The organism is Kitasatospora sp. NPDC051984, from assembly GCF_044593455.1.
In the GTDB taxonomy this organism is placed as follows: Bacteria; Actinomycetota; Actinomycetes; order Streptomycetales; family Streptomycetaceae; genus Kitasatospora.
Genome location: NZ_JBIUCB010000032.1, coordinates 1 through 26,271, shown reverse-complemented (window position 1 = coordinate 26,271; position 26,271 = coordinate 1). Strand labels below are relative to the sequence as shown.

Here is a 26,271-nt window from a genome sequence, read left to right as displayed (position 1 = left end):
CGGGCGAACTACGGGGTGACTACCGGCGACTTCACCTGCTGGTAGTCACCCCGTAGTCGCCGGGGTAGTCGGGGTTGTAGCTGGCCCTGGTCAGGCCGTCCGGTCCGCGAGGAGGGCACGGACGTCCTCCAGGGCAGCGCCCGTCGAGGGCTGGAGGCCGCTGACGCGCACGGTCTTGCGGAAGACCCCGGCGCGCCGGAACACCTCACCGACCGTAGTGGCGTTGGCGTCGGCCCAGCGCTCGGCGTCCTGGGTCTGCAGGGCCTCGGCGACCTGGCGGCACAGCACGTTGAGCTGCTTGCCGAACCCGTCCACCGTGGCGGTGAGGATCTCCCAGTCCTCCTCGGTCAGCTCCTCGGTGGCCGGCTTGGTGAGGTCGACCGGGTCGTTCTCGGTGGGCTCCTCGGGGCGGGCCTGGGCGGCTGCGGCCAGGCGTTCCTCGCAGCGCCGCGTGGCGGTGGCGGCGTCCAGGTGGGTGGCCTTGCGCAGGATGGGGTCCCGCATGCCGGGCGCGATGATGTAGAAGACGCCAGCATCGGCGGGGTCCCAGTCGCCGGGGGAGGGGGTGAGCCGGTGTGGCATCCAGCCCTCGGAGATCGCGGTGTCACTGCCGACGACCAGCGGGACGTCGGCCTTGCGGGCGGGCAGCATGATCCGGATGCCGAAGACGTCGGCGATCGCGTCGCCGACGACCTCACTGGTGGCGTCCTGGGACAGCAGGATCACCGTGACCCGGGCCTTGCGGCCGATCCGCCCGAGCTTGATGACCTTCTGCTTCTGCTCCTTCGTCAGCTGCGGGTGCTCGTCGACGAGGACGAACACGGCCGGGTTCTCGTCGTCCACCTGCCAGTTGTCGACGTCGTCGCCCATCCGCTCGGTGCGCAGCTCCGCCTCGCGGATCGCCCAGTCCAGGACGTCGTCGATCCGCTCCTCGTCGTAGGCGCGCTGCGCGGCCAGGCGGCGCAACGGGCCCAGGCCCCGGCCGGTGGGGTCGATGTCGATGACGATGGCGTCGGTGCAGCTGGTGATGTAGTCGGCCATGCTTCGGACGATCTGGGACTTCCCGCCGCCGGGCACCGCGATCACCATCACGTTCTGCCCGGCCAGGGTGATCCTGGTGGGCTCGCCGTCCATCGAGGGGCCGAGCACCATGGGGCGCAGGATGCTGTTGGAGCGCGGCGGGTAGACCGGGTGGGGCGGCATCGGGTCGAACGGGTCACCGGTGACGATCCGCAGCACCACGGACCCGGCCGCTGCCTTCTGCGGTTGGGGCATCACCCCGCCCTGGCGCACCCCGAGCAGCACGTCCAGGTTGGCGATCTTGGCGACCAGGTCGGCGGGCTTGCCCTTGGTGAGGTGGGCGATGGCGCGCCAGCCCCACCGCTCCTGGGTCACGTCGGTGACCTGACCGACCGCCAGGCCCTCGGCGAGCAGCGCCAGGTGGATGCACTCGGCGGCCTGCTGCACGCTCTGCACCTGCCGGATCGGGTACGGGTCGCCGCTCGGCGCCGGCACCGCCGCCGAAGCGGAGCCGGCATCGCCCGGGGCGGCCGCCTGGTTCCCGGTGGCCGACTCGTCGGCCGGGGCGATCAGCAGGCCGTCGTCGGGCAGCGGGTAGGCCAGGTCGGGTTCGGCACGACGGCCGGAGCGCCACTGGGGAAGGGCGCTCTTGCCCCAGGCGGCCAGGGCCACGGCCGCGCCGGTGGCGACGCCCTCCACCGTGAGCACGGGCAGGCCGCCGAGCAGGCCGGGAAGCCCGTAGGTGCCCAGCACCAGGAGCGCCAGGCGGATCCGGCGCCGGTGCGACATGCGCAGGCGGTGGTCACCGATCTCGTTCGGGGTCACCGGCGCGTGCCCGGTGTAGGTGAGGGCCAGCACCGCCGCCGCCTTCTGCTCCCACTGGGCGGCGGCGGTGCGGGCGGCCAGCTCGGCGCGCTTGGCCGCGGTGTGGCCGGCCGGGGTGATGCCCTGGGCCTGGGCCGCGGCGCCCGAGGTGTTGGCGGCGGCCAGCTGCTGCTTGGCGCGCCCGGCCAACGTGCTGTGCTCCGCGGTGCGGGTCTGCTCCCACACCCGGTGCCGCTCGTTGAGGATGTGCAGGGCGACCGCCCGGTCCGTCAGGTGGTCCTCGGTGACGAACAGCCAGGCGCCGCGTTCGGTGGCCAGCACGCGCAGGCCGACCGGGAGGTGGTCGAGCTGGCGCCGCCACCACGGGTCGCGTTCGGCCGGGCGCGGTCCCGGGTCGTCGTCGTCCAGGAGCTCGCCTTCGAGGATCTCGTCCTCGATCGGCTCCAGGTGCAGGTCGATGCTCACGGGCGGGTCCCCCTTCTCGGGTCTGGTCTCAGCGGGTGGAGGCGACGTGGTTCAGGGCGTCCAGGACGGCCTGGCCGCCCTTGGAGAGGGCCTCGTTGGCGTAGTAGGTGACCAGCGGGATCGCGGCCAGGGCGGTGCCGTTGACGAAGCCGAGCCGCACCTTCCACTTGTCCAGGCCCTCGCCGCCGCCCCCGGCGCCCCGGGGGCCCGAGCCGCGGACCGACTTGCGGGCCCCGAGCAGGATCACGGCGATGACGAACAGCAGCAGCGCGCCGCCGCCGCCGACCGCCACGGGGTCGGCGCCGTGGAACTGGGCGGTGGAGGCCGCACCGGTGCTGCTCCACAGCGACAGTTCGCCGCCCCAGCTGCCGGCCTTGTAGCCGAGCCAGCCGATGCCGCCGAGGATGCCGCCGGCGCACAGCCCGCACAGGGTGCCGAACCCGGTGCCGATGGCGTACGGGATCAGACTGGCGTGGTCGGCGCCGCTGCCGCGGAAGTTGCCGAGGCTGCGGCCCCCGATCTTCGGCAGCGGGATCCCGTAGGTCCGGGCGAGCTGGAAGCCGGTCAGGCCGAAGACGGTGGCGTAGGTGCCGAGGGTGACGTCCATGATCAGTTTCCTCCGGTGAAGGCGGTGGTGAGCCAGGTGATGGCCTGGGAGATGGCCGGCAGCGACAGGCAGCCGGCCAGGATGGGGAACCACACCGCGACGCGGCGCAGCGGGGTGACCTCGGCCCGCTTGGCGCCGGCCAGCGGCAGGGCGATGGCGACCAGTTCGACGGCGGCGGTGGTGGCGGTGTTGGCGTGGAAGAAGTGGCAGCCGTAGTAGGCGGCGCAGCCCACGGCCAGGGAGCGCAGGGCGGACTTGCCGCCCCACAGGATCGCGATGGCGGCCGCCGCGTCGGCGCCGTAGCTGCCGGTCAGACCCGGCCGGTAGTGGTGGAGCAGCCAGGCCGGGACGGCCGCGATGGCGGCGGCGGTGGCGTTGGCGCCCAGCTGCATCCAGGAGAAGTCCCAGAACGGCTGCGGCGGCTCCGGCGGAGCGACCACCATCACCGGAATCGGCTGCGGGGCCACGACCTCAACCGGCGTCACCGCGCCCGGGTCCGGGTAGCCGAACTGCGGCTCCGCCGGGACGAACGGCGGCGGGGGCGGGGGCGGGGCGTAGTACGCCGGGGCGGCCATCGCCGCATCCGCCGTCCAGCCCTGCGCCGCCCAGTCCGCGGACGGCGGTGCCACCGGCGGCACGGGCGGGGACGGGGGCGCGGGCGGCGGAGGCGGGGACGGGGGGTAGATCCGCTGGGTCTCCCACCAGTGCGGTGTCCGACCGTCGGCCCCGGCGGTCGGGACGGTGTCCTCGACGATCTCGGCGTCGACGATCTCGATCCCGTCCAGGCTTCCCGGACCGGCGGTCGCGGTGGCGGTGTTGAACAGGCCCGAGAACGCGCCCGTGCTGGCCCTGGTGTCAGACATCGCTGCTGGCCGCCTTCCGGATCCGCTCGGCCATGAACGCGGCCGGGTCCGTACGGGTCGCGCTCCAGCGGCCGAGCGTGGCGCCGGCCTCCTCGGCCAGCGCCCTGGCCCTGGCCCGCCGGCGGTGCTGCTTGAGGGCCCAGACCAGCAGCACCAGGGCCGGGATGGCCGTGGCACCGACGAAGAAACCGAGGATCAAGTACTGGTGGTGCATGGTGCTCCCCCCTTTGGGAGTCGACGGATGCGCAGGACCGGGGCGGGGCCCGTGCCGCCACCGGCCGGGAAGGCCGGCGGCGGCACGTAGTGGGTGGTGCGGTTCGCTACGCCGTGCGGGCGCTCAGCCCAGGCGCAGGCAGGGGGCGTCGACGTGCTGGCCGGCGTGGGCGGCCAGGGCGGCACGGGTCTGCGGGCCGACCACGCCGTCGACCGTGATCCCGGTGCAGGTCTGGAAGAGCTCGACGGCCTGCTCGGTGTCGGTGCCGAACTTCCCGTCGGGGTCGACCTGCTCCTGCGTCAGCTCGGCGGACAGCTGGCGCTGCAGGTCGGCGACGGCCGGGGAGTGGCTGCCGGTGTAGAGCAGGCCCGGCGCCGCGGCGTCGGCCGGGACGGCGGTGGCCAGCGCGATGGTGCCGGCCAGGGCGATGGAGGCGACCGTGGCGCGGACGGCGGTGCTGTTGATCTTGTGCATGGGGTGTTCCCTTCACGGTGGTGGAGGGGACCCGGGCGGGTCCCGTGGCTCCCCAGGCCGCCAGAGACCGCCGCAGAAGGCGGGTTCCGGTCGGCCAGGGCAGGCACGGGCACGAGCCGCTGAAGGTGCGGCGGCTGGTCGGGCCGTCAGATCTGCACTGGCGGCGGGTTCGGGGCGGGGCCCGGGTCGGGCAACGGAGTGGAGCTGGCCGTGCGGCGGGCGGCTAGTGCGGGTCGGCCTGGTCCCCGTTGCCGTAGCGGCGGGTCCCGTCGGCGCAGCGCACGACGTACCGGGCGGCCGCGCAGCGGGTGGTCGAGAACGGCGACCACTTCTCCACCAGCGCTTGCTCGGCCGGGGTGCGCTCCGGGTTGTCGGCGGCCACGGCGACGGCCCGGCCGGGCACCGGCGCGGAGGTCAGCACCGCGGTGCGCTCCAGGACCGTGTCCGCCTCGACGGCGCGGGCGGTGATCTCCTCGGCGGCGAGCACCAGGTCGAACGCGACGGGGTGCTGCGGGTCGGCGCCGACCTGGGCGAGCAGCGCGTCGGCGCCGGCCACTAGGACCGTGTTCCAGTCCGCGTCGCTGATCTCGCCCTCCCAACGGATCGGCTCGGTGCCGGTCAGTCGGGCGATCCGCCGGACGGTGGCGCGGCGGGTGCGCTCCTTGCCCTCTGCCTTGGCGACCCAGGCCCAGGTGGACGTCGCGGTGAGCCGGGCGACCTGCTCGGCGCGGCGGCGGCCGGTGATGGTGCTGGACATGAAGACCTCCGGGTCGTGGCGAGGGAGAACGTGGCTGGTGGTGGGGCCCTTGGCGGGCCCGCCGCACCACTCCCGGCACCCGTCCCGGCATGGGCATGCCAGGACGGTTCCGAGAGACAGGCGGCGGGAGACTGCCGAACTGCTGGGGGGAGAAAGGGGAGGGAGCTGGCTACTTGCCGGAGCCGGTGCCGGAACCGCCGGCCTTCGCCTCGTCACGGCGGGCCTGGTCCTCACGGACCCGGCGCAGCGCCTCGTCGGCCTGGTTGGCGAGCTGGATGGTGATCGTCATGGTCAGCTCCTCCAGAACGAGCGGTTGACGTGCTGCGGGTCGGGCTTCGGGCTGAGCTTGCGGGTGCCGTCCGGGTTGTACTCCGCGGCCGGGAGCGAGACCTGCGCCTCGCGGTGGTGGCGCTGCGCCGTGGCCGGGTCGTAGGTGTGCCAGCCGGTGGTGGAGATCCCGGTGGTGCGGGTGCTCGTACCGCCGGAGGTACCGGAGCCGGAGGCGCTACCGGCGCTGGAGCCGAAGCCGAAGAACTCAGCGACTCGTCCCAACATCAGGACGCACCTCCCGCCGGGGCCTGCGGCTGCGGCGCCGGGGCGGGCGAGGGCTGGGGCTGCGGAAGCGGCTGGGTGATCGGGGTGTGGCCGTAGCCGCCGTTGAACGAGTGGTCAGCCACGGAGACTCCCGAGGTGCTCGGTCACCTGGGCGTTGAGGGTGTCGACCTGCGACACGGTGGTCTCAACCGCGCGGTAGAGGTCGTGGCTGGGCATCGTGCTGGAGGGCTGCGCGGGCTGCGGCGCCGGCGTGTTCGTGGTCGCGGTCATCGTCAGCACCCCGCCGTCTGCGGCCGCAGGCCGTCGATGAACTGGGCGATGGCGTTCTGGACGAACCAGCTGAGGTGGGTCCAGGTGGTGTTGGCCTTCTGGAAGTGCTTCTCGGCTTGCTTCCAGACCTCGGCGACGAGCGCGTTCACGGCGCTCTCGCCAGCGGTCGGGGCCACGGCGGCCAGGTCGTGGATAACGAGGGCGAGGACCTTGCCCTCGAACTGCGACTGCAGATCGATGACGCCGGCGTACTGCTTGACGCCGAGGACAGTGCGTCCCGCCCCGGCCGAATCGGTCATGATGAACATGCGGATCACTCCCACGAGAGTCGATTCGAAGTGGTCCCAGACCGGTGTAGCGAGCACCGGCCTGGGGCCCTTTTGCGTTCTCGGCCCCTTCGGACCTTGTCGGCTTAGCTAACTTAGCTGGTACAGTTTCGCTGTGTCAACTAGGTCGATGAAGCTATTCATGTCAGGAAGGCGGCCCTACGATGTGGCTCATGACAGATCAGTTCGCCCAGCCCTACCAGCAGATCGTTCAGGACGTGCTGGACCAGATCCGTCTAGGGCGGCTCAAGGCTGGAGACAAACTGCCCAGCACCCGGGAGCTCGCCGATCACTACCAGGTAGCGCCCGGCACGGTGCAGCGCGCGCTCACCGAGCTCCGGGCCAGCAAGGCGATCTACTCCCAGCAAGGGCGCGGGAGTTTCGTTCGGAAGCTGGAAGCCGACGCCGCCTCGGCCCCGGTCACCATCGAGTCGTTGGCCCAGCAACTCGCCGAGCTGACGAGCCGCGTCGAGATGCTGGAGCAACACAGGTCGCAGCGGGGCTGACTCGGGCGCCGTCCGATTCACCACTGCTCCCACCTCCTGTGTCGAGTCCGTCCTGACGTGACTAATCACAGCTGGTGGAGCGTCAGATCAACATCGCATCCGCATCATGAGATCCATGAACGTGCAGCTCAACGCGTTTTCAACATCCGCATCAACATGGGATTCGGGGCTCAGCTCATAGGCTCCGAGCATGGCGAATACACAGGCGGGGGACATGGCGAAGAACCGGCTCGGGTGGCGCCCCGAGAAGTTGAGGGAGCAGCGTGAGGCCCACGGCCTGACGCTGGAACAGGCCGGCGAGCGACTGCGCGATGTCGCAGAGAAGGCCGGCCTGAAGGGGATCCCGGCTGCATACCCGCAGACACTCAGCCAGCACGAGCAAGGCGACGTGTACCCGGGCCCGCACTACCGGCGGGCGTACTGCCTGCTGTACCGGGCGACCGAGCCCCAGTTGGGTTTCCGCAGCGCCCTGCCGGGTGAGGACAGCCGGTTCGAGCTGACGCCCTTGGACGACAAGCTCACCGGTAGCCACGTCCTGGCCGTCGAACGGGCACTTCTCCAGATTTCGGCGGGGTCCGCCGAAGCGGACAGCTATGGGCTGCAACGGCGGATCATGGATGCGTGGAAGCGCCGGCACACGGGAGGGGACCCGCACCGCCCGGTCGTCATCCTCGTCGGGGGATTCGCGGGCAGCGGCAAGACAGAGTTTGCCCGCTTCCTGACCCAACTGACCGGCTGGCCCTTGCTGGACAAGGATCCGCTCACCCGACCGCTCGTCGAGCAGCTCCTGGTCGCGCTCGGCGGAGATCGAAACGATCGCCACACGCCGCTGTACCGCGAGCAGGTCCGGGCCGTCGAGTACGACTGCCTGATGCAGGCGGCCTACGCCAACATCAACTGCGGGATCTCCACGGTGCTGTCCGCCCCCTTCATCGCCGAGATGACCTCCGAGGAGTGGATGACCCGGCTCAGCAACCGGTGCCGAGCCCAGGGGGTGGACGTCTTCCCGATCTGGGTCCAGTGCGATCCGGAGTCGATGCGCGAGTACATCAGCTTCCGGTCCGCAGCGCGCGACGCCTGGAAGCTCTCCCGGTGGGACGACTACATGGCTACGGTCGACGTCGGGCTGCGCCCGGTGGTGCCGCACCTGCTGGTGGACAACCGCATGGGCTCGGCAATCTCGCTGGCCGACCAGGCACGGCAGGCTCTCGCGGCGGTGCGCGCATGAGCCGCCAGCGCGGGGTGATCCTCTACGGGCCGCCGGCATCCGGGAAAGACACCGTTACGCGCGCCTTGGCCGCGCTCGACCCGACCTTCGCTCTGTTCTCCAGGGTGAAGGTCGGTCTCGGCAGGTCGGCCGGCTACCGGATGGGCACCCCCGAGCAACTGGCCAGGCTGCGCGCCACCCCGGGCGCGGTGGTCTACGAGAACTCGAGGTACGACAGCACCTACGTGACGGACCGCGCGGGACTGGACTCCGCCTTCGAGGTCGGGGTGCCGGTAATGCACCTGGGGCAGGTCGATGGTGTGCGTGCGGTGCTGGACGGCTACCCCGCAGGCTGGCTCACCGTGCTGCTGTGGTGCCCGAAGGAAGCGACCGCCAGCCGCTCGGCAGGCCGCGGCGACGCGGACACCCCAGCGCGCCTGGCCGCCTGGGACGCCACGCAGGAGGACTTGGAGGCGAACCGGAGCTTCAGGTTCGACCTGGTGGTCCGCACTGATGCCGTCCCGGCCGAACAGGCCGCCGATCAGATCCGCCGGGCGCTCGCCGAGCGCGAGCAGCAGCTGGTGATGCTGGACTTCGACGACACCTTGCTCGACCGCCTCAGCGCGGTGACGGCCTGGATCTCCGGCTACTGCGGCGCTCACGGCCTGGCAGCTGAGGTCGAGCAGCGGATGCTCGACGCCATGCGGATCCGCGCCGACGTGCAGACCTTCGAGAACCTGTGCGCCGAACTGCAGCTGCCCGAGTCGCCGGGCCAGCTCTGGGCCCGCTACAACGCCGAGCTCCCGGCGATGGTCCGGCCCTACCCGGGTGTGCTGGACGCTCTCGCGGCGCTCCGAGGTACTCGGCGTCTCGTCGTCGTCACCAACGGGGGCGCCCAGATCCAGCACGCCAAGTTGAAGTCGAGCGGCATCGCCGACCACGTCGCCGCGGTCTGCATCTCCGAGGAGGCCGGCGCCCGCAAGCCAGACCGGCTGATCTTCGAGAAGGCAGCCGCGAGCGTGGGGTGCACCCTCGCCCAAGGCGGCTGGATGGTCGGGGACAACGCCGCGCTGGACGTGACCGGCGGCCGCGAGGCAGGGCTGCGCACCGTCTGGATCTCTCACGGCCGGCCCTGGCCGGGTGGCGCAGCGCCGGACCACATCGCGCACGACGTCCTGGACGCCTTGGACCACATCGTCGGCGGCGCCCGATGACGGACGACCAGATCGTGGTCGGGATCCTGCACCCGGGCAGCATGGGCGCCGCGGTCGCCGGCTGCGCAGTGTCCGCCGGCGCCCAGGTGCTCTGGTGCCCGACGGGACGCGGCGTCGCCACTGCGGCGCGAGCCGAGCACTTCGGACTGGAGCCGGTGGCCGGGCTGTCCGAGCTGCTGGAGCGGGCCGAGGTGCTGTTGAGCCTGTGCCCGCCGGCCGCAGCGGAAAACGTCGCCACCGAGGTGGCGAGTCACGGGTTCAACGGGCTGTACGTGGAAGCGAACGCCATCAGCCCGGAGCGGGCGCAGCGCATCTCCGAGCTGCTGGCTGGATCGGCACGGGCCGTGGTCGACGGCGCGGTCATCGGCTCGCCACCAAGCAGTTCCAAGCGAACGCGCCTGTTCCTGTCGGGCCCGCAGCAGGAGACCAGCACGGTGGAGGCGCTGTTCGCCGGCACCGCGGTGTCCACTCCGGTCCTTGGCCCGGAGATCGGTCAGGCCAGCGCGTTGAAGATGGCCTACACCGCCTACCAGAAGGCGAGCCGGGTTCTCGCCGCGCTCTCCTACGGCCTCGCTCAGCATCACGGCGTCGGCCAGGATTTGCTCGAGATCGCGGGCGGCCGTTCCGGCAGCTACCTGGTCGAGACGGACTACATCCCCAAAGTCGCAGCACGGGCCTGGCGGTGGGCGCCGGAAATGGATGAGGCGGCGGAGACGCTGCGCGCCGCAGGTCTGCCCGGCGACGTTCTGCACGCAGTCGCCACCACACTCCGGCGCTGGGACGAGGCGAAGGACGACACGACACTGACGGTTGGTCATGCCTTGGGCCTGCTGGCGAATAGCCGTGATGCCGATGCCGACACGCCAGCTGTCGAGTTCTACTAAACTACTCGATTCCTTGGGCAACCTTGTGCTAGCTTGGTCGCCTTGATCATCACGACACCGGGGGTATTTGCTCGTGCCGACGCTCTCCATCCACTTCGATCCGGAGATCCTGGCGCACCTGGCCAAGGCCACCACCGGCGACACGGTCCACGTAACCCTGAGCCTTGGGGGCGGGGAGTTGTCTCCGACGCAGGTTGCCACGGTCGCCCCGAAAGGGCCGCTCGCCGAGATCATGAAGGCGGGACTGCTCACCGCAGGCACCGTCCTGACCTTCCGCCAGCCGCGGGCCAACCGCGAAGGGCGGGCCACCGTCACCCCCGACGGAGAACTGATCGTTGACGGACACCCAAAGCCATTCCCGTCACCGTCGAAGGCCGCCGGCGCCGTGACAAAAAATCTGATCAACGGCTGGACGCTGTGGCACACCCCGGACGGGCGGACGCTCGACGACCTCCGGGAAGAGCTCAAGAAGCGGACGGCCGCGTAGATCAGAGCCAGTCCGCACGCGGGTTGGTCTGCCCAGCCGACACGTAGAACCCGAACGACCCGAGGGCTCAGGAGGAGGAATAAGCTGAGCCGGTCCGCCGCCAGGCGGACCGAGTCCGAAAATGCGAAAGCGGCCCCCAGTCGCCAAACTTGGGCCGCTCTCGCTGCATGTTGTCGCTCCCGACGGTACCAGGCGTACCCCGGTCGAGGCGAGAGACACCCATCTCTCGCCTGGTCGGGCTACCTCCACCGCCGGAGGCGGCGCTGAACCCGAGAGAGGTAGCGCCCCCATTGCTCCCCGCCGTCACTCTGCGGCTCTGCCGGATCACTCCGGCCCGCCCCACCGCACTTTCCCCCGGTGTGACCCCCCTTCAGACCAGCCGCGTCCGGCAGGTCATCAGCACAAGTCACACCGCAGGCGCTCGCGACACCTCTATCGGCATGTCCCCGCCCTGCGCCGCAACCGGCGACCTCTATCCACAGGCAAGTGGTGCGATCACTGAGCTCGTGATCAACAACTACTCGCCGAAGTGTGGCCCATACCACAGCCCCTCGGGTCACACGGCCGCCGGATCTCACGCCTGTATGGGCGTGCAGCATCACGCCCATACCCAGCCCGCCCCCAACAACCGTCCGACCATCCAGGCCGGACTGCTCATGGCCTTCAGCGCCGGATCGGAGGTGATCCAGTGAAGAAAATGACCGACGCCGAGTTCAGCGGCTCCTCGATCGAGCGAGCGTGGGAGCCCCCTGAGGAAGTAGTCGTCCCGTACGCCCTCGCGTACTCGCCGGGTCTCCAGCCCGAGGACTACGGAGTGCTGATCCGCCTGCTGCTCCGGGACCCGGACCAGCCGTCCGGCATCCTCGCACTGGCTGAGGAGTTCCAAGCGTCCGGCTGGAAGATGGGCGCCAGCCGCCTGCGCGGCGTGCTCGGCCGCCTGCAGAAGGCCGGCCACGTCAGCCACGAGCGGGACGGCTACGACAAGGAGACCGGTCGCCCGAAGTGGCGGTTCCGGGTTTACCGGAACCCCGCCAACAACAGCGCCTACGTCAACCGGGGTGCTGCGGCTGCGTCGCAGGTCAGCCCGATGGTGCGAAATCCAACACGTCGGGGCGCACAGACCGGTTCCGACGGTGCGATTTCCAACATCTATGCAGGTCAGACCGACGGTGCGGTTTCCGACGTGTCGGAAACCGATGGTGTGGTTTCCGACACGTCGGAAACCAACATCTATGCAGGTCAGACCGATGGCGCGGTTTCCAACACGTCGGTCCCGTCCCCCCCACACCCCCCGGTGGTGGGAACTACCCCCCCTAGCCCCCCAGTCACAGCGGACCCGTCCGTCGCGGCTGATGCCGAGACGGGGAGGGGGAGGGGGGTTCGCTCCGCGAAGAACGACAACCCCGCGGTGGACAGCGAGGCGCTGGAAGCAGCCGTCTCGTTCCTGCTGGAGCTGCCCGCGCCCTTCGCCTGCGGCCTGCGCAACGCCAAGCGGTTCGCTCCGAAGCTGCTGGAGGCGACCGCCCTGCTCGGCTGGGAGCTGGGTCCGGACCTCGCGAAGGAGCTGACCGGCAAGACGGCTGCGGGCCTGAAGGACCCGTCCAGCGCGATCGGCAAGCGGATCGCGGACCTGCGCCGCCGTCAGGTCGTGCTGCGCGACTCGGAGCCTGCGGTGCCGCCCGCGCGGCAGCCCGTGATCCCGCAGGACCCGGACTTCAAGCCGGTGCCGGCCCCGGCCAAGGTCGCCGACCTGCTGGCCGGGCTGCGCAAACCGAACATCTGACCCACCGTCCGACCCCAGACAGCACGACGCGGCTGCCGGAAAACCTCGCCAGGCCCGGCAGCCGCGTTCGAATCCCCGTGAAGGAACTCCCCGTGAGCGTACCCACCCAGGCCCAGAGCGACGAGATCGACTGGTCCGACACCGAGGACCAGGTCCCGCAGCCCCGGCGCAGCCGTGGCCGGAAGGCCGAGCCCGCCGGGGCCGGGTTCGAGCGGGTGCCGCCCGGCGGCAAGCCCGAGGACCTGGTGGCCGAGCAGTCCGTGCTGGGCGGCATGATGCTGTCGAAGACCGCGATCATCGAGGTCACCAACGCGCTCAACGCGGACGACTACTACCGCCCGGCCCACGAGACGATCCACCGCGTGATCCTCGACCTGCACAAGCGCAAGGAGCCGGCCGACCCGATCACCGTGGGTGCCGAGCTCACCAAGCGCGGCGAGCTGGAACGCGTCGGTGGCCCGACCTACCTGCACACCCTGGTCAACTCGGTGCCCACCGCGGCGAACGCCGAGTACTACGCCGAACTCGTCCGCGAGCAGGCCGTGCTGCGTCGCATGGTGGAGGCCGGCACCCGGATCGTGGGCATGGGCTACGCCGGCGAGGGCGAGGTCGACGAGATCGTCGCCGCCGCTGCTGCCGAGATCGCGGCCGTGGTGGAGACCCGGGGCGGCCGCGAGGACGACTTCGTGCTGCCGCGCGACACCGTCGGCCACACCCTGGACACCATCGAGGCCGCCGGCACCCGGACGGGGATCACCGGTGTGCCGACCGGGTTCGCGGACCTGGACGCGCTGACCCAGGGCTGGCAGCCCGGCCAGGTGATCATCGTCGCGGCGAGGCCGGGACACGGCAAAAGCACGATCGCCATGGACTTCGCGCGGGCCTGCACGATGCCGCGCAACCCGAAGTCCGGCCAGCTGCTGGAGGGCGCAGGGAGGCCGGCGGCGTTCATCACGCTGGAGATGTCGATCGACGAGCTCAACATGCGGGCGCTGTCGGCCGAGGCCAAGGTCGGCCTGCACCACCTGCGGGCCGGAACGCTGGACGATCCGGCCTGGGAGCGCCTGGCGGTGGCCGCCCCGCGCTACTCCGAGGCGCCGCTCTACATCAACGAGAGCGCGCAGTCGCTGCCCGAGATCCAGGCTAAGTGCCGCCGGCTCAAGCACCGCGTCCCGGACCTGGCGATGATCATCATCGACTACGTCCAGCTGATCACCGGCGGCAGCAAGCGGCGCGGCGACGACGGCCGCCAGCAGGAGGTCTCCGACATCAGCCGCTCGATCAAGCTGCTGGCCAAGGAACTCGGCATCCCGATCATCATCCTGGCCCAGCTCAACCGCGGGCCCGAGATGCGCACCGACAAGGTCCCGATGGTCGCCGACCTGCGCGAGTCCGGCTCGCTGGAGCAGGACGCGGACATCGTCATCCTGCTGCACCGCCCCGACGCCTACGAGAAGGAGCACCCCCGCTCGGGCGAGGTGGACGTGATCGTCGGCAAGCACAGGAACGGGCCGACGGCGACGATCACGTTGGCCGCGATGCTGCATTACAGCCAGTTCGCCGACATGACACGCGACTGACCGAGATCACCGGATGGGCCCGAGAAGGGCCCTGAAGGCCCCTCAGGCGGCCGGAGCCCCCTTCCGGGCTCCGCCGCTGCGTCCGGAGCCAAGATCGCCCGGCAGAAGACGATCTAGAGCCTCGCCCGGCCGGGCGTTCGATCGGCTCGACCTGGGCGCCGCGGGTCGGCCTCGCGCGGGTGCGCGCGCAGACCACCTGTCAGGGGCCTACGGCCGTCCGGGAGAAGCGCAGCGACCGGTTCTGGAGACGGGCTCTGGATATTGGGCAGCACCCGTGCTGCCACCCTGGCAGCACGGGTGCTGCTACCCCCTCCCGCGATCGGCGCTGGCGGCCGAAACCGGGCCCGGAGCGCTCGCGCGCGAAGCCACCTGCAGATGCCTACGGCGTCCGGGAGGGCTCGCGTCACTTCTCTCACTACTTCTCTTTATGGGGTCCGCGTGGTGTCGCCACCCCCGTCCGGCTGGTGACCAGACCCCAGGCCCGGTCGGACCGGCCCGGGACCACCCGGACGAGCGATGCAAAACATTAGATCCAGGATTAGAAACTGCACTACGATGGGGGTAGGAGGTACGTCATGCCCGAGGGGATCGACCCGGTCGACGCGCTGCTCGCGCAGGTCGACGAGGAGGAGCTGCCGCCGCCGGCGGAGCGCAAGCGGCTGCGCCGGGCCGCGAGGCTGACCCGCGCCAAGCTGGCCGGCACGGTCGGCGTGCGGGAGGAGACGGTGTGGACCTGGGAGACCGGGCGGTCCGAGCCGCGGCCGCCGCAGCGCGAGCAGTACGCCCGGCTGCTGCGCGGCCTGGCCGAGCGGTTCCCCGCGTCCCAGCCGCTGCCCGGGTCGGCTCCGGTCGCCGCGGCTGAGGACCCGGTGCCGGAGGCCTTCGCCGCGCTGGTGTCCGAGCAGCCGGCACCGGCTCCGGCCGCGCCGCAGCTGGTGATGCTCGATCAGCACCCGGACGGGTCGCTGGTGATGGGTCCGGCCGAGCCGTGCGTGCAGTGCGGCAACCCGTCGGTCTACCGCTCGCAGGGGGTGCCGATGCATCTGGGCGGGTTCTGCCGCCCCGGCCCGGCCGCCGCCACCGTGGCGCCGGCCGTCGAGCAGCAGCCGGTGCCCGCCCCGGTCGTCCAGGCCGAGTCGCCCACGGCAGCGCAGCCGCCCCGCGCGGCTACGGCTCCCGCCGCCGCGCCGCGCCGCACGTCGTCCTCCCGGCCGGCGCCGTCCCGGGCGCGCAAGACGACGAAGAAGACCTCGGCCAAGGCGGGGCCGGCGGACTGGAAGGCGGCGGCCGCCGCGCGCTTCCCGGTCGGCCCGCTGGCGGTGCTGGACGTCGCCGCGGACGGCAGGCAGCTGGTGGCCTACCTGGCCGACGGCACCGTGGCGCCGACCGCGCCCACCGGGCGCACCCCGGCCGACGTGGTGGAGTGGGCGCTGGAGAGCAAGCTCGGCTCGCCCCGGCTGCACGAGCACGGCAAGGACGGCGACGCCCTGGTGGTGCTGACCGACGCCGTGCTCGCCGAGCTGGGCCTGCCGCCGATGGGCAAGGACGAGAAGAAGGACTTCGTGCCGCGCCTGGGGCAGCTGGCGAAGACCCACCGGGCGGTGAAGGCCCTCACGAAGGCCGGCTGGCAGCTCACCCTGCGCGGCCTGGGCCCCTGGGCCCGGGTCTACCAGGACCCGGAGGGCGGCAAGCGGGTGTGCGTGCAGCTGTGCATCCCCGGCTGGGGCGCCCTGAACTCCGGCGGCTGGGACATCCCGGCCGGCCTGACCGCCCCCGAGCTGGCCCGCCTGCTCGGAACCTACGCCACCCGGGTGCTCACCCCGCGCGGCTCCACCGCCGTCTCCGGCCTGGAGCTGGTCACCGCGCTGCGCCCGCCGACCCGCGCGCAGCGCACCGAGTCCGGCTGGGCCTCGGCGCCGGTGGAGGGCTCCCGGCCCAAGGTCGCGTTCGACCCGGCGCCCCCGGAGGTCCCGGACATGCACCCGCTCGCCCAGGGCCGCAAGGAGGGCGGCGCGCTGGTCACCGAGGCGTGGGACTGGTACCGGCCGCTCACCGACGCCGAGCTGGCCGCGCCGTTCGCGGTCGGCCTCGACATCAACATGGCGTTCCTGGCCGCCGCCGGCCGTCTGTCGCTGCCGCTGTCGGAGCCGGTCCACGAGCTGCAGCCGGCCTTCGACAAGCGGGTGCTGGGCTCGTGGCTGGTCGACCTGTCCCGCGTTCCCGTCGATCCGCTGCTGCCCAACCCGTTCACCCCTGACGGCACCGCGCCGACCGGCCCGGCCTGGTACTCCACGGTGAAGGTCGCCTACGCGATCGAACTCGGCGCCCAGGTCCAGCCCATCGAGGCGTACCTGCGCCACGAGCACGGCCCCTACCTCGATCCCTGGCACAAGCACCTGCGCCAGGCCTACCTGGACACCATGGCCGCCCTCGGCGTCCCGGCCGACCTGGCCGACACCGACCCGGTGGCGTTCCTGGACCGCATGGCCCGCATCAAGCAGCACGAGGGCGACCCGGCCGAGCTGGCGGTGCTGACCGCGATCAAGGCCACCGCCAAGGGCACGATCGGCAAGCTGCGCGAGCGCCCCCGCGGCCACGGCTACAAGGACGGCCAGCGCTGGGCCGCCCTGGAGCGCCCGACCTGGGACCCGCTGATGCGCGCCCTGGTCATCGACACCGCCACCGTCAACCTCCACCGCAAGCTGCGCAAGATGGCGGCCGAGACCGGCCTCGCCGCCTTCGCTGTGCTGTCCGACTGCGCGGTCTTCGCCGCCCCCGGCCCCACCGCCCTGGACGCCCTCACCCGCCCGGACGGCACGCTGACCACCTCGCTGCGCCTGGGAGTGAGCCCCGGCCTGGTGAAGTTCGAGGGCTCCCGGCCGCTGCCGGAGGCGGCGGAGCTGATGGCCGACGGCGCGAACCCGGCCCGCCACATCAAGACCGGCGGAGCGGTCTCCGACGACGAGTAGCACCAGCGGCCCGCCAGCACCCGGCCGGCGGGCCGCCCCACCCGAACACGAACACCTCGAGCAACGCCGTCCCGGCCGGGACGGCAGGAAGGGATTGATGCCCCGTGGGGGAGATCGACGAGGGCCTGGAGCGCGCCGAGCGCACCCGCCCGATCCCGGTGCACCTCAACACCCGGATCAAGTTCCTGTGGGAGAAGGTCGCCAAGGAGGACACCGCCAAGCTCGCCCAGGCCGCCGGCGTCTCCCAGCGCACCGCGCAGCGTTGGGCCCACGCCCTCAAGGCCCTGGCCGAAGGGCAGCTGACCGGCGACATCCCCATGACCAAGGCCAACGCCAAGAAGGTCGAGCAGGCGGTGCGCACGGCCTGGCAGCCGCGGGTGAAGAACCGGGTCCGCCGCCAGGCCGAGAAGTCCGGCTTCATGCTCCACATCCAGGGCAGCTTCGGCTTCAGCTCAGCCGGCGGCTCCACCGACGACCCCCGCCCCCGCATGATTACCCAGAAGATGCCCGGCGACGTCGCCAAGCGCCTCTACGAGGCCCGCGACGCCGGAGCCAGCCAGGCTCAGCAGGAGGCCCTGCTCGCCGAAGCGCTGCGCGACCACTACTTCAAGGACAACGGGCGCCGCGCGGACGGCCTCGACGTCGAGCTGAACGACATCTCCTGGATGGACCTGGAGCTGTAGACGCCCCCGCGGACCCTCCGTGTCGCCGAAAGAGAAAGTCCCGGCCGCGGACAGCGGCCGGGACTTTCTCTTTTGCGCAACCCGCAACGTGAATTCACCGACGGAATTCGGAGAACCAGAATGAGCGACCACTCCCACCACGCCGACGCCAGCGGTCAGCCCGGCGTGATGCTGCCCCTCGTCCACGAGCTGCTCAGCGACACCCTGATGATCCCGGCCACCGCCGTCACCGGCCTGCTGCGCGCCATCGCCACCAGCTGGACCGCCAGCCCGTGCCCGGCCTGCCAGAAGAGCGCGCCGCCGTACGCCGCCTTCCTCGCCGGCGTCGCCGACCACCTCGACCTTGAGTGCATCGCGGCCGCCGAGCAGTTCGCCAGCCCCACCGACTGACCACCCCGCGCCGCCGAACCCACCCAAGGGCCCGGACCCCAGCAGCAGCTGCGGGGCCGGGCCCTTCCCGTGCCCGGACGAAGGAGACGCCGATGCCGACGCTGAGCTACACCCCCGCCGCCGCCCGCACCCTGGCCCGCCTGGAGCGCGGCCACCGCGCCGACCCGTGCCGGCTGCGCCGCATCCGCCGCGCCCTGGACCACCTCGCCGCCGACCCTCACCACCCCGGCCTGCACTCCCACCGCTACGCCGTGCTGCCCGGACACGAGCACACCGCGGCCTGGACCTCCTACGTCGACCAGGGCGCCGGCTGCTGGCGCCTGTTCTGGACCTACGAGCACCCCGACGGCGACGACCAGGCGCAGGTCACCGTGCTGCAGATCGGCCCCCACCGATAGCCGGGCCGCGGCCGCCGCCCGCACCACCCCATGCCCCTGACCTGCGGAAGTTTCAGATTCCGGCCCTCAAATGAGGGCCGAAAAGTAGAACCGGACCCGCCGGAGCACCCCGGACGGGTACAAGTACCGGTGTGGGACGGACCAGTTGGCCGACGGTCGTGGAGCAGGCGCGCCGGATCGTGCTCGGCTACGACAGCGACGTCACCCTCCGGCAGGTGCACTACCGGCTGGTGGCGGCCGGCGCCATCCCGAACACGCCCTCCGCCTACCGACACCTGTCCGCGCATCTGGCCGCCGCCCGCCGCGCCAACCGTTTCCCGGACCTGGTCGACACCGTGCGCGAGGTCCACGTCCCGCCGGCCTGGCCGGACGCGGGAGTGCTGCTCGCCCAGACCCCCGCCCTCTTCCGCCTGGACCGCACCCTCGGCCAGCAGACCGCGCTCTACATCGGCGCGGAGAAGGACAGCCTGCGGCAGATGTTCACCGGCTGGCTCGCCGACCTCGGCGTCCCGGTGGTCGTGGTGCGCGGCTACAGCAGCCAGTCCTACGTCCAAGTGGTCCGCGAGCGCGCCGCCCGCGACCAGAGGCCGGCCGTGCTGCTCTACTTCGGCGACTTCGACTGCTCGGGCGAGGGAATCGAGGCGGACTTCGTGGCCCGCACCGCCTGCTGGTCCCACGTCGAACGGGTCCTGCTCACCGACGAGCAGCGCCTCGCCTACGCCCTGCCGCCCACCGAGGGCAAGAAGGGCGACCCGCGCTGGCCCGCCTTCGCCGCCCGCCACGGCTTCGACCCCGACCACCCGGTGCAGTGGGAGGTCGAAGCCCTGGACCCGGCTGAGCTGCGCCGGCTCCTGGAGGGCGCCATCGACCCGTACATCGACCGCGACGCCCTGGCCGCGGTGCTCGCCGAGGAACGGCGCCAGCGCCACCTGCTGGCCCGGTTCGTCCGCGGCTGGAGCGCGGAGCCGGACACCTGATGGTCTGGCAGGGCTGTGTTCGAGGCTGTGTCGGCCTGTGTTCGGCGCCCTGTTCGCCCTATTTATCCCTGTGTTCGAGCTGTGCTTCGACGACCGGGAGAGCTTAATTTGTCCCCTTTTGCCCTGTGTCAAGGTGTGTCATCTATATCCCGAGCGGGGCGTTTCTCCTGGTGGAGAGCGTTGCCGAGGGCTGTATCCGCACGGTCGGCTACTCTCCCGTTTCATGAGTAACGGATCGGCTACACGTGGTGATGAATCGTCGGAAACCTGGAGGGCGGTGTACGCGCTCCCTGACGGGGCTTTCAGCCCATCCGACTGGGCACGTGTCGAGTTCTGCCAGAAGGCGAAGTGGGTGGGGGATGCGGCGGTCGAACTGGTCCGCTTCGTGGCCATGGACGCGGCCTCGGCTGGCGACTACGCCAAGCTGGCCATCGACCTCGCTCACACGGTGAGCTACCTCCAAGGCGCCGCGATCGTGGCGGAGCGGATCCGCGGAGCATCCTGGGCCGACATTGCCCGCGGCCTTGGAGAGTCCGACGTGGACGCGGTCCAGGCGAGGTGGGAGGGCAGGGTTACGGCCGAGCTTGCCCGCAGGCCCAGCGGCCTCAAGCCCCGCGACACCGCCCGCACGCTCAGCTGGGTGGACGAGTGGAGCGACAAGATGCCCCGCCCTGTGGCCAGCTTCCCGAAGGGCGCGCTCGGCCGGGTCCTGGACGCATCGGTGGCGTGGACAGGACGCGACCCGGCCGAGGCGGACCGCGCCTTCGCCGGCTGCCCAGAAGTCACCGCCTCTTGATCTGTCGGGCACTGGCCACCGCTCCGGTACTGCGCAGCGGGTCGCAGTCGCAGCACCCGCCGCTGCGCAGCCGGCCCCGCACTGCGATCGGCTGCGCAACCGCCCGGGAAGCGGTGGTGAGTTTCGCCCCGGGGCCGGTTAGTTTGGCCTCGCTGAAACTCACCAGTGCAGGTCAGAGGGTTGCGCCCCGGGGCGCAACCCGTCGGCGCCCGGCCCGCCCGCTGCCGCTGCGCAACGGTCGGCGCAGCACTGCGCAGCCGATCATTGCGCACTGCGCAGCGGGGCCGGCTGCGCATGCGCAGCGCTGCTGCACTCTGCTGCGCAGCCGATCGCGGCCTGCTGCTACCTGCTGCTGCCCCGAGCAGCAGGTAGCAGCAGCACGGGTAGCAGCATGTAGCAGCGGCGTGCTGCTGTAGCAGCAGAGTGCAGCAACGACCGTTCGGTTGGTCAGCCGACGGGCTGCGGGCGCCGCGTGTCCTCGCGGGCCGTCCGGTGGTTGACCGGGGTGTGACGACAACTGAGCTGCCCCGGACACCCACCGCCGCCGACCCGGAGCCGGAGGAGCTGGAGCCAGCCAGCAGCGCCTGGTCGCGGTGGAACCCCACCGAGGAGGAGCTGCAGCGTGCCGTGCAGCTGGCGGCTGAGGCCGGGCAGCGGGCCGCGGTCTGGGTGCGGGAGCTGGCCGGCCGCCAGGTCGAGCAGCACGCCCTGGTCCTGGAGAACGCCGCCGCGGCGATCGAGCAGACCACCGCGCACGAGATCCTCCCGGACGGCGAGGGCGAGCTGAACTCCGAGCTGCGCTACGCGCTGGACGCCGGCGTGCTGACCGGCGCGATGGTGCTGGAGAGCGTGCCGGAGCTGACCTGTGGCGAGCGGATCGCCCTGGCCGCGGTGCTCGCGCTGACCGCCTCGATGCCGGGGACGGTGCTCAACTACTACGACCGCGAGCTGCCGGTCTTGGCCCAGGTGATGGACGACGCGGTCGCCGCCGGCCGGGCCGCCGCACCTACCCGCTGACCATCCCGCGGGTTGCGCCTCGCGGGGCGAAACCAGGGGCTGCCGTCGGCGGCGCTGGTTACGATCCGGGGATGGACAGCGCCTCGACGGTCAGCACACCAACCCCGCCGGCCGACGGTGCGGCCGAGGTCCGGATCTGCGCTCGGCCCGGGTGCGGCGAGCCGGTGCCGGCCTCGCCCACCCGGCCGCGCCTCTACTGCTCGCGCTCGTGCCGCAGCAAGGTGGACCGCGCCAAGACGGCGGCCCGCGAAGCTGAAGCTGCGGCCGCAGCTGCTGCTGTCGCTGTCGAGCCGGACCCGGCGGCGGCAGCCGGCCCGGCCGCGGACGAGGAGCGCTTCGGCGAGGACGGCCGCTACCTGCTCGGCCTGGCCGAGGCACTGCGCCGCCGCCTCGTGCTCTTCCTGGAGCAGACCGAGACCGGCGACCCGATCGAGGCCTTCGACGAGCTGGCCCACCTGCTGCCTGGCTACAAGTACCGGATCTACTCCCACGCCCAGGAGCTGCGGGACAAGGCCCGCTGGCCCGACCTGACCACCGATGAGCGCGTGCACCGGCGGGCGCTGGAGCGCGTCGACCTGTGGACGATCCCGGTGTTCGACCCGAACGCCCCCGTCCCCGGCATCGACGACGACTTCGACGACGAAGAGCCGGCCGAATCCGCCCCGCGAGGCGAATCCGGTCTGTCCGGCCCCGGCCAGCCCCGGCCGGGATCCGCCCCGCAGGGCGAAACCACCGGGCGGGCCGGGCGGCCGGCCGCTCCGTTCTGGCCCTACGACGGCGACCAGCTGCTGCAACCGCCACTGCACCCCGGCCTGCGCGGCCTGGGCGAGCACGACCTGGTCCGCGACGCCGCCGAGCTGCTCGGACCGAGCTGGGACCTGGCCGGCTGGAGCCGGCACCCGGGCGTGGTCGAGGTCCGCCACGGCGGCCGCGCGCTCGGCTGGGTCGAGCACGGCCTGGGCGGCACCGACGCCTGGGCCCCGCTCGTCGACGGCGGCTTCCTCGAGAACATCGACGGCCCCGAGCGCCCGCTGCTGTGCGCCACCGTCGACCACGCCGCCATCCTCGTGCGCCGCGCCGCACAGCAGGGCCTGGCCGACAGTGCCGCACCGGAGCCGACCGGCGCTCGTTGAGCTGGAGGTGAGCAGCACCCCGGCCGCCCGGCGCGGTCTCGGCCCCGGCCCCGGCCCCAAACCCACCGGCGCCCAGCGCCCGAGCAGCCGTCAGCCACCGGCCTGGGCCCGCCCCGCGCCGGTCCCGGATCCGCCGGCACCCGTCCAGCCGGACCGGCCCCAGCCCGCCGAGCGGGCGGCCGTGGACGCCATCGCCGCGCTGCGCATGGTGAAGGCGCCGGTGGCCGTCCTGGAGTCCGCGCTCCACCTCGCCCAGGCCCTGCTGGACCGGCCCGGTGAGGACCCGCTCCTCCTGGAGGCCGCCGCCGGCCTGGCCGCAGTGATTCCGGGCTGCCTCGCCACCGCCCGCCGACCCGCCGCCCCAACACCCCCGGCTGCTCCGGTCGCGCCGCCGGTCCGGCTGCGTCCGGCACCGGAGGCGACAGTCTCCACCCTCGGCATCCTGCGGGCCTGAGACCGGCCCAGAGCGGCCGTGTACGGCGTGCGCGGACACCGGAGCGGGTAGCGTTCCCCTGGGCCCGCTGAACCGCCGTCAGAGCGTGTGCGCGGGCCGGGCGGGGCGAAAGGTGCCGCCGTGATGCCCCGGGTGTTTCCCCGGGGACATCCCCGGGTGGTGCCCCGGGGGGAATGGGCGCCGGGAGTTACGACATTTCCCCAGCTCAGCGGCCACAAATCACCGTCCGGACCATTGCCGACAACCCTCTCCCTGCCCTTGTCCTTTGCTGTTGTGGTGTTGGTGGGTGTGGCGGTGGGCGGTACGGTCGCGGGTCCACGACGCTCCCGGGCCGCTTGGCCCCTTTCCCTCCCGGCCGGGCGGCCGCGCGCCTCCCGGTGGTCGGCGCTGGCGGCGGGGGTGGCGGGCGGTCGGCGGCGGCCGGGTGTCGGTGGTGTGGGATATCGAGAACAGAAGATCAGCAGGGCGAGCACGGGGAGCAGCACATGAGCGAGCACGAGGACCAGGAGCACGAGGACCAGGCCGAGGGCGGCCGGCCCGGCCGGGTGCACTTCCGCCGCTCGGCCCGCAACCCGGCCGGCTCGACCGCCTCGCTGCGCGCCGACGTCCTCGCGGTGCTGGGCGTGCTCAAGGTCGTCACCTACAAGCAGCTGCACGCCCTGATCGCCAACGACGAGTTCCGCGACCACCACCGCACCGAGCACGTGGCCGAAGCCGTCCGCGACCTGATCAAGCACAAGCTGGTCGAGGAACGCGGGCGCACCAGCACCATCGGCACCAGCGACAAGCCCGACGACAGGCCGCAGCTCGCCACGCACTCCGCCCTCGGAGGCCGCTCCGCCGGTCCCGGGGAGAAGATCTTCGGTCTCACCCGAGACGGCCTGGAGGCCGCCGCCGAGGCCCTGGGCGACGATCGGCAGATGGGCGGCCACGCTCGCGGAGCCGGTCAGAGCGGCGCACCCCACGCCATGCTCGTCAACGAGTTCATCATCACTGCCGTCACCGGCACCACCACTGTGGGCGCCCCGCCCCGGACCGACGACCGGCAGGCCCCGCCCCGCCGAGCCCTGCCCGAGGGCTTGCTGCCCGGCGGCCTGGACGCCTGGGCCACCGAGGTCGCCCACACCATCGTCGGCAAGCAGACCGTCATCCCCGACGCCGTGGTCCGGCTGCCGGAGTTCGGCTTCCCCGTGCTGTTCCTGGAAGTCGACCGGGGCACCATGACCGACATCAACAAGGTCGCCGGCAAGCTCGACAACTACACCCGCTGGTTCAACAAGCTGGTCAAGGAAGGCCACCACGAGCGCCCGGAGTTCGAGACCCTCTACGGCGCCCGGACCGCCCCCGGCTACGGCTACCACCACAGCGACGTGCCGCGCCCGCCCGTGCTGTTCGTCTTCGACCGCGGCCTCAAGGGCGGCCGACCCCGCTTCACCGAAGAGGGGCTCTACGCCCGCCTCGACGCGTTCGGCGCCGCCACCCGCCACCACTGGCAAGGCCAGCACCACAGCGAGGAAGGCGTCGAGTACCAGACCTACCGGGGCAAGATCCCCGTCCTGGCCACCACCACCGACCGCCTCCTGGAGCACGGCTTCCTCGGCCCCCACACCTGGTGGCGCTACGGCCTGGGCACCTGGACCGACCTCGCCCACGCCCTCGACCCCAAGCCCGACCGGGCCCTGATCCGCAAGCGCCGCAAGGCCCGCGAAGAACAGGAGAAGGCCGACGCCGCAGCAGCGGCCCAGGCCGCCCAGGACGCCCGGGACGCCCAGCAGCGCGCCAAGCTGCTCGCCGCCCGCGCCCACAACGACGCCCTGCACCCCTGCTACACCTGCCACGGCCCGCTCGGCGGTGCCCACGACTCCCGGGACGAGCTGGACGAGAACGCCCACCCGGACCGCCTGGAATGCCCCTCCTGCGAGCGCCAGCGCCGCGACGCCGCCAAGGGCCGGCCCATCATCCTGGAGCTGCCCACCGCCCGCGCCCTGCGCCGTGCCGAGAAGAGTGGCCCACCCGCCGACGACCCCTGGTGGCAGGTGCGCCTGCTCCACGCCAAGCGCTGGGACAAGTACGCCAGAAGCAACGGAGAAACGCCGCACAGCATCACCCAGATTCCGCACGGCCGGTCAATCCCAGAAAGGCGCTGAACGCGCAGACCGCAAGAGGATGCATTCACAACCCGCATCCCCAACCGAAGCGGCAGACCAGAGTCCGCCTGTCAGCGGATTTCCACCGGCAGGCGGACGCCTCACTCTGCGGCCAACTGAAACAGTTCTGGGCCCGCTCCCGAAAGCGCACGAAGAAAGCTGCCAGCCCCTTCCGGACTGCAACACGGAAAACCGACCGAGCGCAACACGAAGCCCAAACCGAGGTGCCACACAACCCGTGTTGCACCCCTGACCTGGGCAAAAGCACGCGAGAGAGCGCGGCCGATCCCGTGTTGCACCCGGCTCCATTCCCCAGCCAGGAACCCGGCGCCAGCCACCGCCACCAGGACCCGCCGCTCAGCCCCCGGCCGGCACCGCTGCGCCGTCGCGGCCTGGGACGGGGTACTGGTCTCACTTCCACGGCACATGCCGGGTGTGCCGTGGAGGTAGCCGCACATCCGGCACCGTGACGGCGCGATGCGCTGCGGGGTGAAGGGGTGCGCTGAAGCCAGCCACTGACCCTCCGCCTGGGCGTGGTCGGACCGGTGCTGCCCGCACCCGGCGCCGCGCAGATCCAGTAGCCGGACAACGGGTCAGGGCTCTCACGGAACCAGTGGTCGACAATCAGCGGAATCCGAGAACTCACGAGGTGAAATCTAACGGCGAAAAGACCACCCCACCCGCTGCCCTCACGAACCCGCACCCCCGAAACGGCAGGAACCCCCGACAGTCGAATTCTGAAACACGGACTCCACGCCCCCGGGGAGTCAAAAACACGCCGAGCCATGCACTGCCGGACGGTAGAATAGGTGCCGAAGCGCGGACCATTTTCCGGTGCTCGGGACAACCGGCCGGAAGCCCAGCCCACACCCGGCATCCGGCAGGGTTCCCAGACAGGCAACAACTGATACACTTCTGACAGGCAGTCACCGGACGGCCCGTCAACCACTCTGCTCCGGATTGCCGACCATACCGGTTCAGACCACGGTCTAGACCAATTAAGAAGCACCGGAGCAGACCCGCACACCTCCCATGCGCCCCGCCCCTCACCCAGTCAGCCAACGCCGCATCAGCCAAAAACCCAGCCCAAACGCGTGATGAGACCTGAGCCACCCGACGGTGCCGCGCAGCGGCACCGTGAGCGCCGAAGGCGCGAACCCACTCCACCGAAGGTGGAGTGGTACCCGCGAAGCGGGTACCAGGAGGCCCGAAGGGCCTCCGCCAGCCGGCCGAAGGCCGGCGCGAACGAGGGCCGAAGGCCCGAGGTACC

At 71.8% G+C, this 26,271-nt stretch carries 27 protein-coding genes; 17 read left to right on the top strand and 10 right to left on the bottom strand.

Annotation, left to right across the window (positions count from 1 at the left end):
* Positions 1-90: 90 nt before the first annotated feature.
* The 10 genes from ACIHEI_RS34050 to ACIHEI_RS34005 all read right to left on the bottom strand — a co-directional run bounded on the left by ACIHEI_RS34050 (position 91) and on the right by ACIHEI_RS34005 (position 6,358).
* A complete protein-coding gene (locus tag ACIHEI_RS34050; RefSeq protein WP_396609453.1) occupies positions 91-2,310 on the bottom strand; it encodes a type IV secretory system conjugative DNA transfer family protein in 2,220 nt (739 codons plus the stop codon).
* A 28-nt stretch (positions 2,311-2,338) separates the two neighbouring features.
* Entirely contained in the window at positions 2,339-2,917 is a 579-nt protein-coding gene (locus ACIHEI_RS34045; RefSeq protein WP_396609452.1) for a hypothetical protein, read from the bottom strand.
* A 2-nt stretch (positions 2,918-2,919) separates the two neighbouring features.
* Positions 2,920-3,780, bottom strand: a complete 861-nt coding sequence (locus tag ACIHEI_RS34040) for a hypothetical protein (protein ID WP_396609451.1) — start codon at positions 3,778-3,780, stop codon at positions 2,920-2,922.
* Entirely contained in the window at positions 3,773-3,994 is a 222-nt protein-coding gene (locus ACIHEI_RS34035) for a hypothetical protein (RefSeq protein WP_396609450.1), read from the bottom strand. Before ACIHEI_RS34035 ends, ACIHEI_RS34040 begins: the two co-directional genes overlap by 8 nt.
* Before the next feature lie 123 nt (positions 3,995-4,117).
* Positions 4,118-4,468: a peptidoglycan-binding protein gene (locus ACIHEI_RS34030; RefSeq protein WP_396609449.1), complete on the bottom strand. Its 351-nt coding sequence runs from the start codon at positions 4,466-4,468 to the stop codon at positions 4,118-4,120.
* A gap of 223 nt (positions 4,469-4,691) precedes the next feature.
* Positions 4,692-5,225, bottom strand: a complete 534-nt coding sequence (locus tag ACIHEI_RS34025) for a hypothetical protein (RefSeq protein ID WP_396609448.1) — start codon at positions 5,223-5,225, stop codon at positions 4,692-4,694.
* 291 nt (positions 5,226-5,516) lie between these two features.
* Complete coding sequence (locus tag ACIHEI_RS34020) at positions 5,517-5,780, bottom strand: hypothetical protein (RefSeq protein ID WP_396609447.1); 264 nt, start codon at positions 5,778-5,780, stop codon at positions 5,517-5,519.
* On the bottom strand, positions 5,780-5,902 hold the full coding sequence (locus ACIHEI_RS34015; RefSeq protein ID WP_396609446.1) for a hypothetical protein: 123 nt from the start codon (positions 5,900-5,902) through the stop codon (positions 5,780-5,782). The genes ACIHEI_RS34020 and ACIHEI_RS34015 overlap by 1 nt, the downstream gene beginning before the upstream one ends.
* Complete coding sequence (locus ACIHEI_RS34010) at positions 5,895-6,050, bottom strand: hypothetical protein (protein ID WP_396609445.1); 156 nt, start codon at positions 6,048-6,050, stop codon at positions 5,895-5,897. The genes ACIHEI_RS34015 and ACIHEI_RS34010 overlap by 8 nt, the downstream gene beginning before the upstream one ends.
* Positions 6,051-6,052: 2 nt before the next feature.
* Entirely contained in the window at positions 6,053-6,358 is a 306-nt protein-coding gene (locus tag ACIHEI_RS34005) for a hypothetical protein (protein ID WP_396609444.1), read from the bottom strand.
* 191 nt (positions 6,359-6,549) lie between these two features.
* Between ACIHEI_RS34005 and ACIHEI_RS34000 the strand changes: the two genes are divergently transcribed.
* From ACIHEI_RS34000 to ACIHEI_RS33920, 17 genes are all read left to right on the top strand, one after another.
* Positions 6,550-6,882, top strand: coding sequence for a GntR family transcriptional regulator (locus ACIHEI_RS34000; protein ID WP_396609443.1), 333 nt, complete (start codon positions 6,550-6,552; stop codon positions 6,880-6,882).
* Between the two features lie 214 nt (positions 6,883-7,096).
* On the top strand, positions 7,097-8,110 hold the full coding sequence (locus tag ACIHEI_RS33995) for an AAA family ATPase (RefSeq protein ID WP_396609442.1): 1,014 nt from the start codon (positions 7,097-7,099) through the stop codon (positions 8,108-8,110).
* Positions 8,107-9,303, top strand: coding sequence for an HAD family hydrolase (locus ACIHEI_RS33990; RefSeq protein WP_396609441.1), 1,197 nt, complete (start codon positions 8,107-8,109; stop codon positions 9,301-9,303). The genes ACIHEI_RS33995 and ACIHEI_RS33990 overlap by 4 nt, the downstream gene beginning before the upstream one ends.
* Positions 9,300-10,187 carry a DUF1932 domain-containing protein gene (locus tag ACIHEI_RS33985; protein WP_396609440.1) on the top strand — a complete coding sequence of 296 codons (888 nt, stop codon included), beginning with the start codon at positions 9,300-9,302 and terminating at the stop codon, positions 10,185-10,187. The genes ACIHEI_RS33990 and ACIHEI_RS33985 overlap by 4 nt, the downstream gene beginning before the upstream one ends.
* A 73-nt stretch (positions 10,188-10,260) precedes the next feature.
* Positions 10,261-10,674 carry a DUF4357 domain-containing protein gene (locus tag ACIHEI_RS33980; protein ID WP_396609439.1) on the top strand — a complete coding sequence of 138 codons (414 nt, stop codon included), beginning with the start codon at positions 10,261-10,263 and terminating at the stop codon, positions 10,672-10,674.
* 697 nt (positions 10,675-11,371) lie between these two features.
* Positions 11,372-12,457: a hypothetical protein gene (locus ACIHEI_RS33975; RefSeq protein ID WP_396609438.1), complete on the top strand. Its 1,086-nt coding sequence runs from the start codon at positions 11,372-11,374 to the stop codon at positions 12,455-12,457.
* A gap of 92 nt (positions 12,458-12,549) precedes the next feature.
* Entirely contained in the window at positions 12,550-14,037 is a 1,488-nt protein-coding gene (gene dnaB / locus ACIHEI_RS33970; protein WP_396609437.1) for a replicative DNA helicase, read from the top strand.
* Between the two features lie 575 nt (positions 14,038-14,612).
* A complete protein-coding gene (gene tap / locus ACIHEI_RS33965; protein WP_396609436.1) occupies positions 14,613-17,006 on the top strand; it encodes a telomere-associated protein Tap in 2,394 nt (797 codons plus the stop codon).
* 104 nt (positions 17,007-17,110) lie between these two features.
* Entirely contained in the window at positions 17,111-17,689 is a 579-nt protein-coding gene (tpg, locus tag ACIHEI_RS33960) for a telomere-protecting terminal protein Tpg (protein ID WP_396609435.1), read from the top strand.
* A gap of 120 nt (positions 17,690-17,809) precedes the next feature.
* Positions 17,810-18,079 carry a hypothetical protein gene (locus ACIHEI_RS33955; protein ID WP_396609434.1) on the top strand — a complete coding sequence of 90 codons (270 nt, stop codon included), beginning with the start codon at positions 17,810-17,812 and terminating at the stop codon, positions 18,077-18,079.
* A 92-nt stretch (positions 18,080-18,171) separates the two neighbouring features.
* Positions 18,172-18,477 (top strand): type II toxin-antitoxin system RelE/ParE family toxin, encoded by a 306-nt coding sequence (locus tag ACIHEI_RS33950; RefSeq protein WP_396609433.1) that lies wholly within the window; start codon positions 18,172-18,174, stop codon positions 18,475-18,477.
* 131 nt (positions 18,478-18,608) lie between these two features.
* On the top strand, positions 18,609-19,454 hold the full coding sequence (locus ACIHEI_RS33945; RefSeq protein WP_396609432.1) for a hypothetical protein: 846 nt from the start codon (positions 18,609-18,611) through the stop codon (positions 19,452-19,454).
* A gap of 223 nt (positions 19,455-19,677) precedes the next feature.
* Positions 19,678-20,250 (top strand): hypothetical protein, encoded by a 573-nt coding sequence (locus ACIHEI_RS33940; RefSeq protein WP_396609431.1) that lies wholly within the window; start codon positions 19,678-19,680, stop codon positions 20,248-20,250.
* Positions 20,251-20,757: 507 nt separating this feature from the next.
* Positions 20,758-21,267, top strand: coding sequence for a hypothetical protein (locus ACIHEI_RS33935; protein WP_396609430.1), 510 nt, complete (start codon positions 20,758-20,760; stop codon positions 21,265-21,267).
* A gap of 71 nt (positions 21,268-21,338) precedes the next feature.
* Entirely contained in the window at positions 21,339-22,400 is a 1,062-nt protein-coding gene (locus tag ACIHEI_RS33930; RefSeq protein ID WP_396609429.1) for a hypothetical protein, read from the top strand.
* 7 nt (positions 22,401-22,407) lie between these two features.
* Positions 22,408-22,854 carry a hypothetical protein gene (locus tag ACIHEI_RS33925; protein ID WP_396609428.1) on the top strand — a complete coding sequence of 149 codons (447 nt, stop codon included), beginning with the start codon at positions 22,408-22,410 and terminating at the stop codon, positions 22,852-22,854.
* A gap of 485 nt (positions 22,855-23,339) precedes the next feature.
* On the top strand, positions 23,340-25,001 hold the full coding sequence (locus ACIHEI_RS33920; protein ID WP_396609427.1) for a replication-relaxation family protein: 1,662 nt from the start codon (positions 23,340-23,342) through the stop codon (positions 24,999-25,001).
* The last annotated feature ends 1,270 nt before the right edge of the window (positions 25,002-26,271 follow it).

Coding starts and splice junctions, on each gene's coding strand:
- ACIHEI_RS34045 (WP_396609452.1), bottom strand. CDS start 2,917: ATGGACGTCACCCTCGGCACCTACGCCACCGTCTTCGGCCTGACCGGC.
- ACIHEI_RS34040 (WP_396609451.1), bottom strand. CDS start 3,780: ATGTCTGACACCAGGGCCAGCACGGGCGCGTTCTCGGGCCTGTTCAAC.
- ACIHEI_RS34035 (WP_396609450.1), bottom strand. CDS start 3,994: ATGCACCACCAGTACTTGATCCTCGGTTTCTTCGTCGGTGCCACGGCC.
- ACIHEI_RS34030 (WP_396609449.1), bottom strand. CDS start 4,468: ATGCACAAGATCAACAGCACCGCCGTCCGCGCCACGGTCGCCTCCATC.
- ACIHEI_RS34025 (WP_396609448.1), bottom strand. CDS start 5,225: ATGTCCAGCACCATCACCGGCCGCCGCCGCGCCGAGCAGGTCGCCCGG.
- ACIHEI_RS34020 (WP_396609447.1), bottom strand. CDS start 5,780: ATGTTGGGACGAGTCGCTGAGTTCTTCGGCTTCGGCTCCAGCGCCGGT.
- ACIHEI_RS34010 (WP_396609445.1), bottom strand. CDS start 6,050: ATGACCGCGACCACGAACACGCCGGCGCCGCAGCCCGCGCAGCCCTCC.
- ACIHEI_RS34005 (WP_396609444.1), bottom strand. CDS start 6,358: ATGTTCATCATGACCGATTCGGCCGGGGCGGGACGCACTGTCCTCGGC.
- ACIHEI_RS34000 (WP_396609443.1), top strand. CDS start 6,550: ATGACAGATCAGTTCGCCCAGCCCTACCAGCAGATCGTTCAGGACGTG.
- ACIHEI_RS33995 (WP_396609442.1), top strand. CDS start 7,097: ATGGCGAAGAACCGGCTCGGGTGGCGCCCCGAGAAGTTGAGGGAGCAG.
- ACIHEI_RS33990 (WP_396609441.1), top strand. CDS start 8,107: ATGAGCCGCCAGCGCGGGGTGATCCTCTACGGGCCGCCGGCATCCGGG.
- ACIHEI_RS33985 (WP_396609440.1), top strand. CDS start 9,300: ATGACGGACGACCAGATCGTGGTCGGGATCCTGCACCCGGGCAGCATG.
- ACIHEI_RS33975 (WP_396609438.1), top strand. CDS start 11,372: ATGACCGACGCCGAGTTCAGCGGCTCCTCGATCGAGCGAGCGTGGGAG.
- tap (WP_396609436.1), top strand. CDS start 14,613: ATGCCCGAGGGGATCGACCCGGTCGACGCGCTGCTCGCGCAGGTCGAC.
- ACIHEI_RS33955 (WP_396609434.1), top strand. CDS start 17,810: ATGAGCGACCACTCCCACCACGCCGACGCCAGCGGTCAGCCCGGCGTG.
- ACIHEI_RS33950 (WP_396609433.1), top strand. CDS start 18,172: ATGCCGACGCTGAGCTACACCCCCGCCGCCGCCCGCACCCTGGCCCGC.
- ACIHEI_RS33940 (WP_396609431.1), top strand. CDS start 19,678: ATGAGTAACGGATCGGCTACACGTGGTGATGAATCGTCGGAAACCTGG.
- ACIHEI_RS33930 (WP_396609429.1), top strand. CDS start 21,339: ATGGACAGCGCCTCGACGGTCAGCACACCAACCCCGCCGGCCGACGGT.
- ACIHEI_RS33920 (WP_396609427.1), top strand. CDS start 23,340: ATGAGCGAGCACGAGGACCAGGAGCACGAGGACCAGGCCGAGGGCGGC.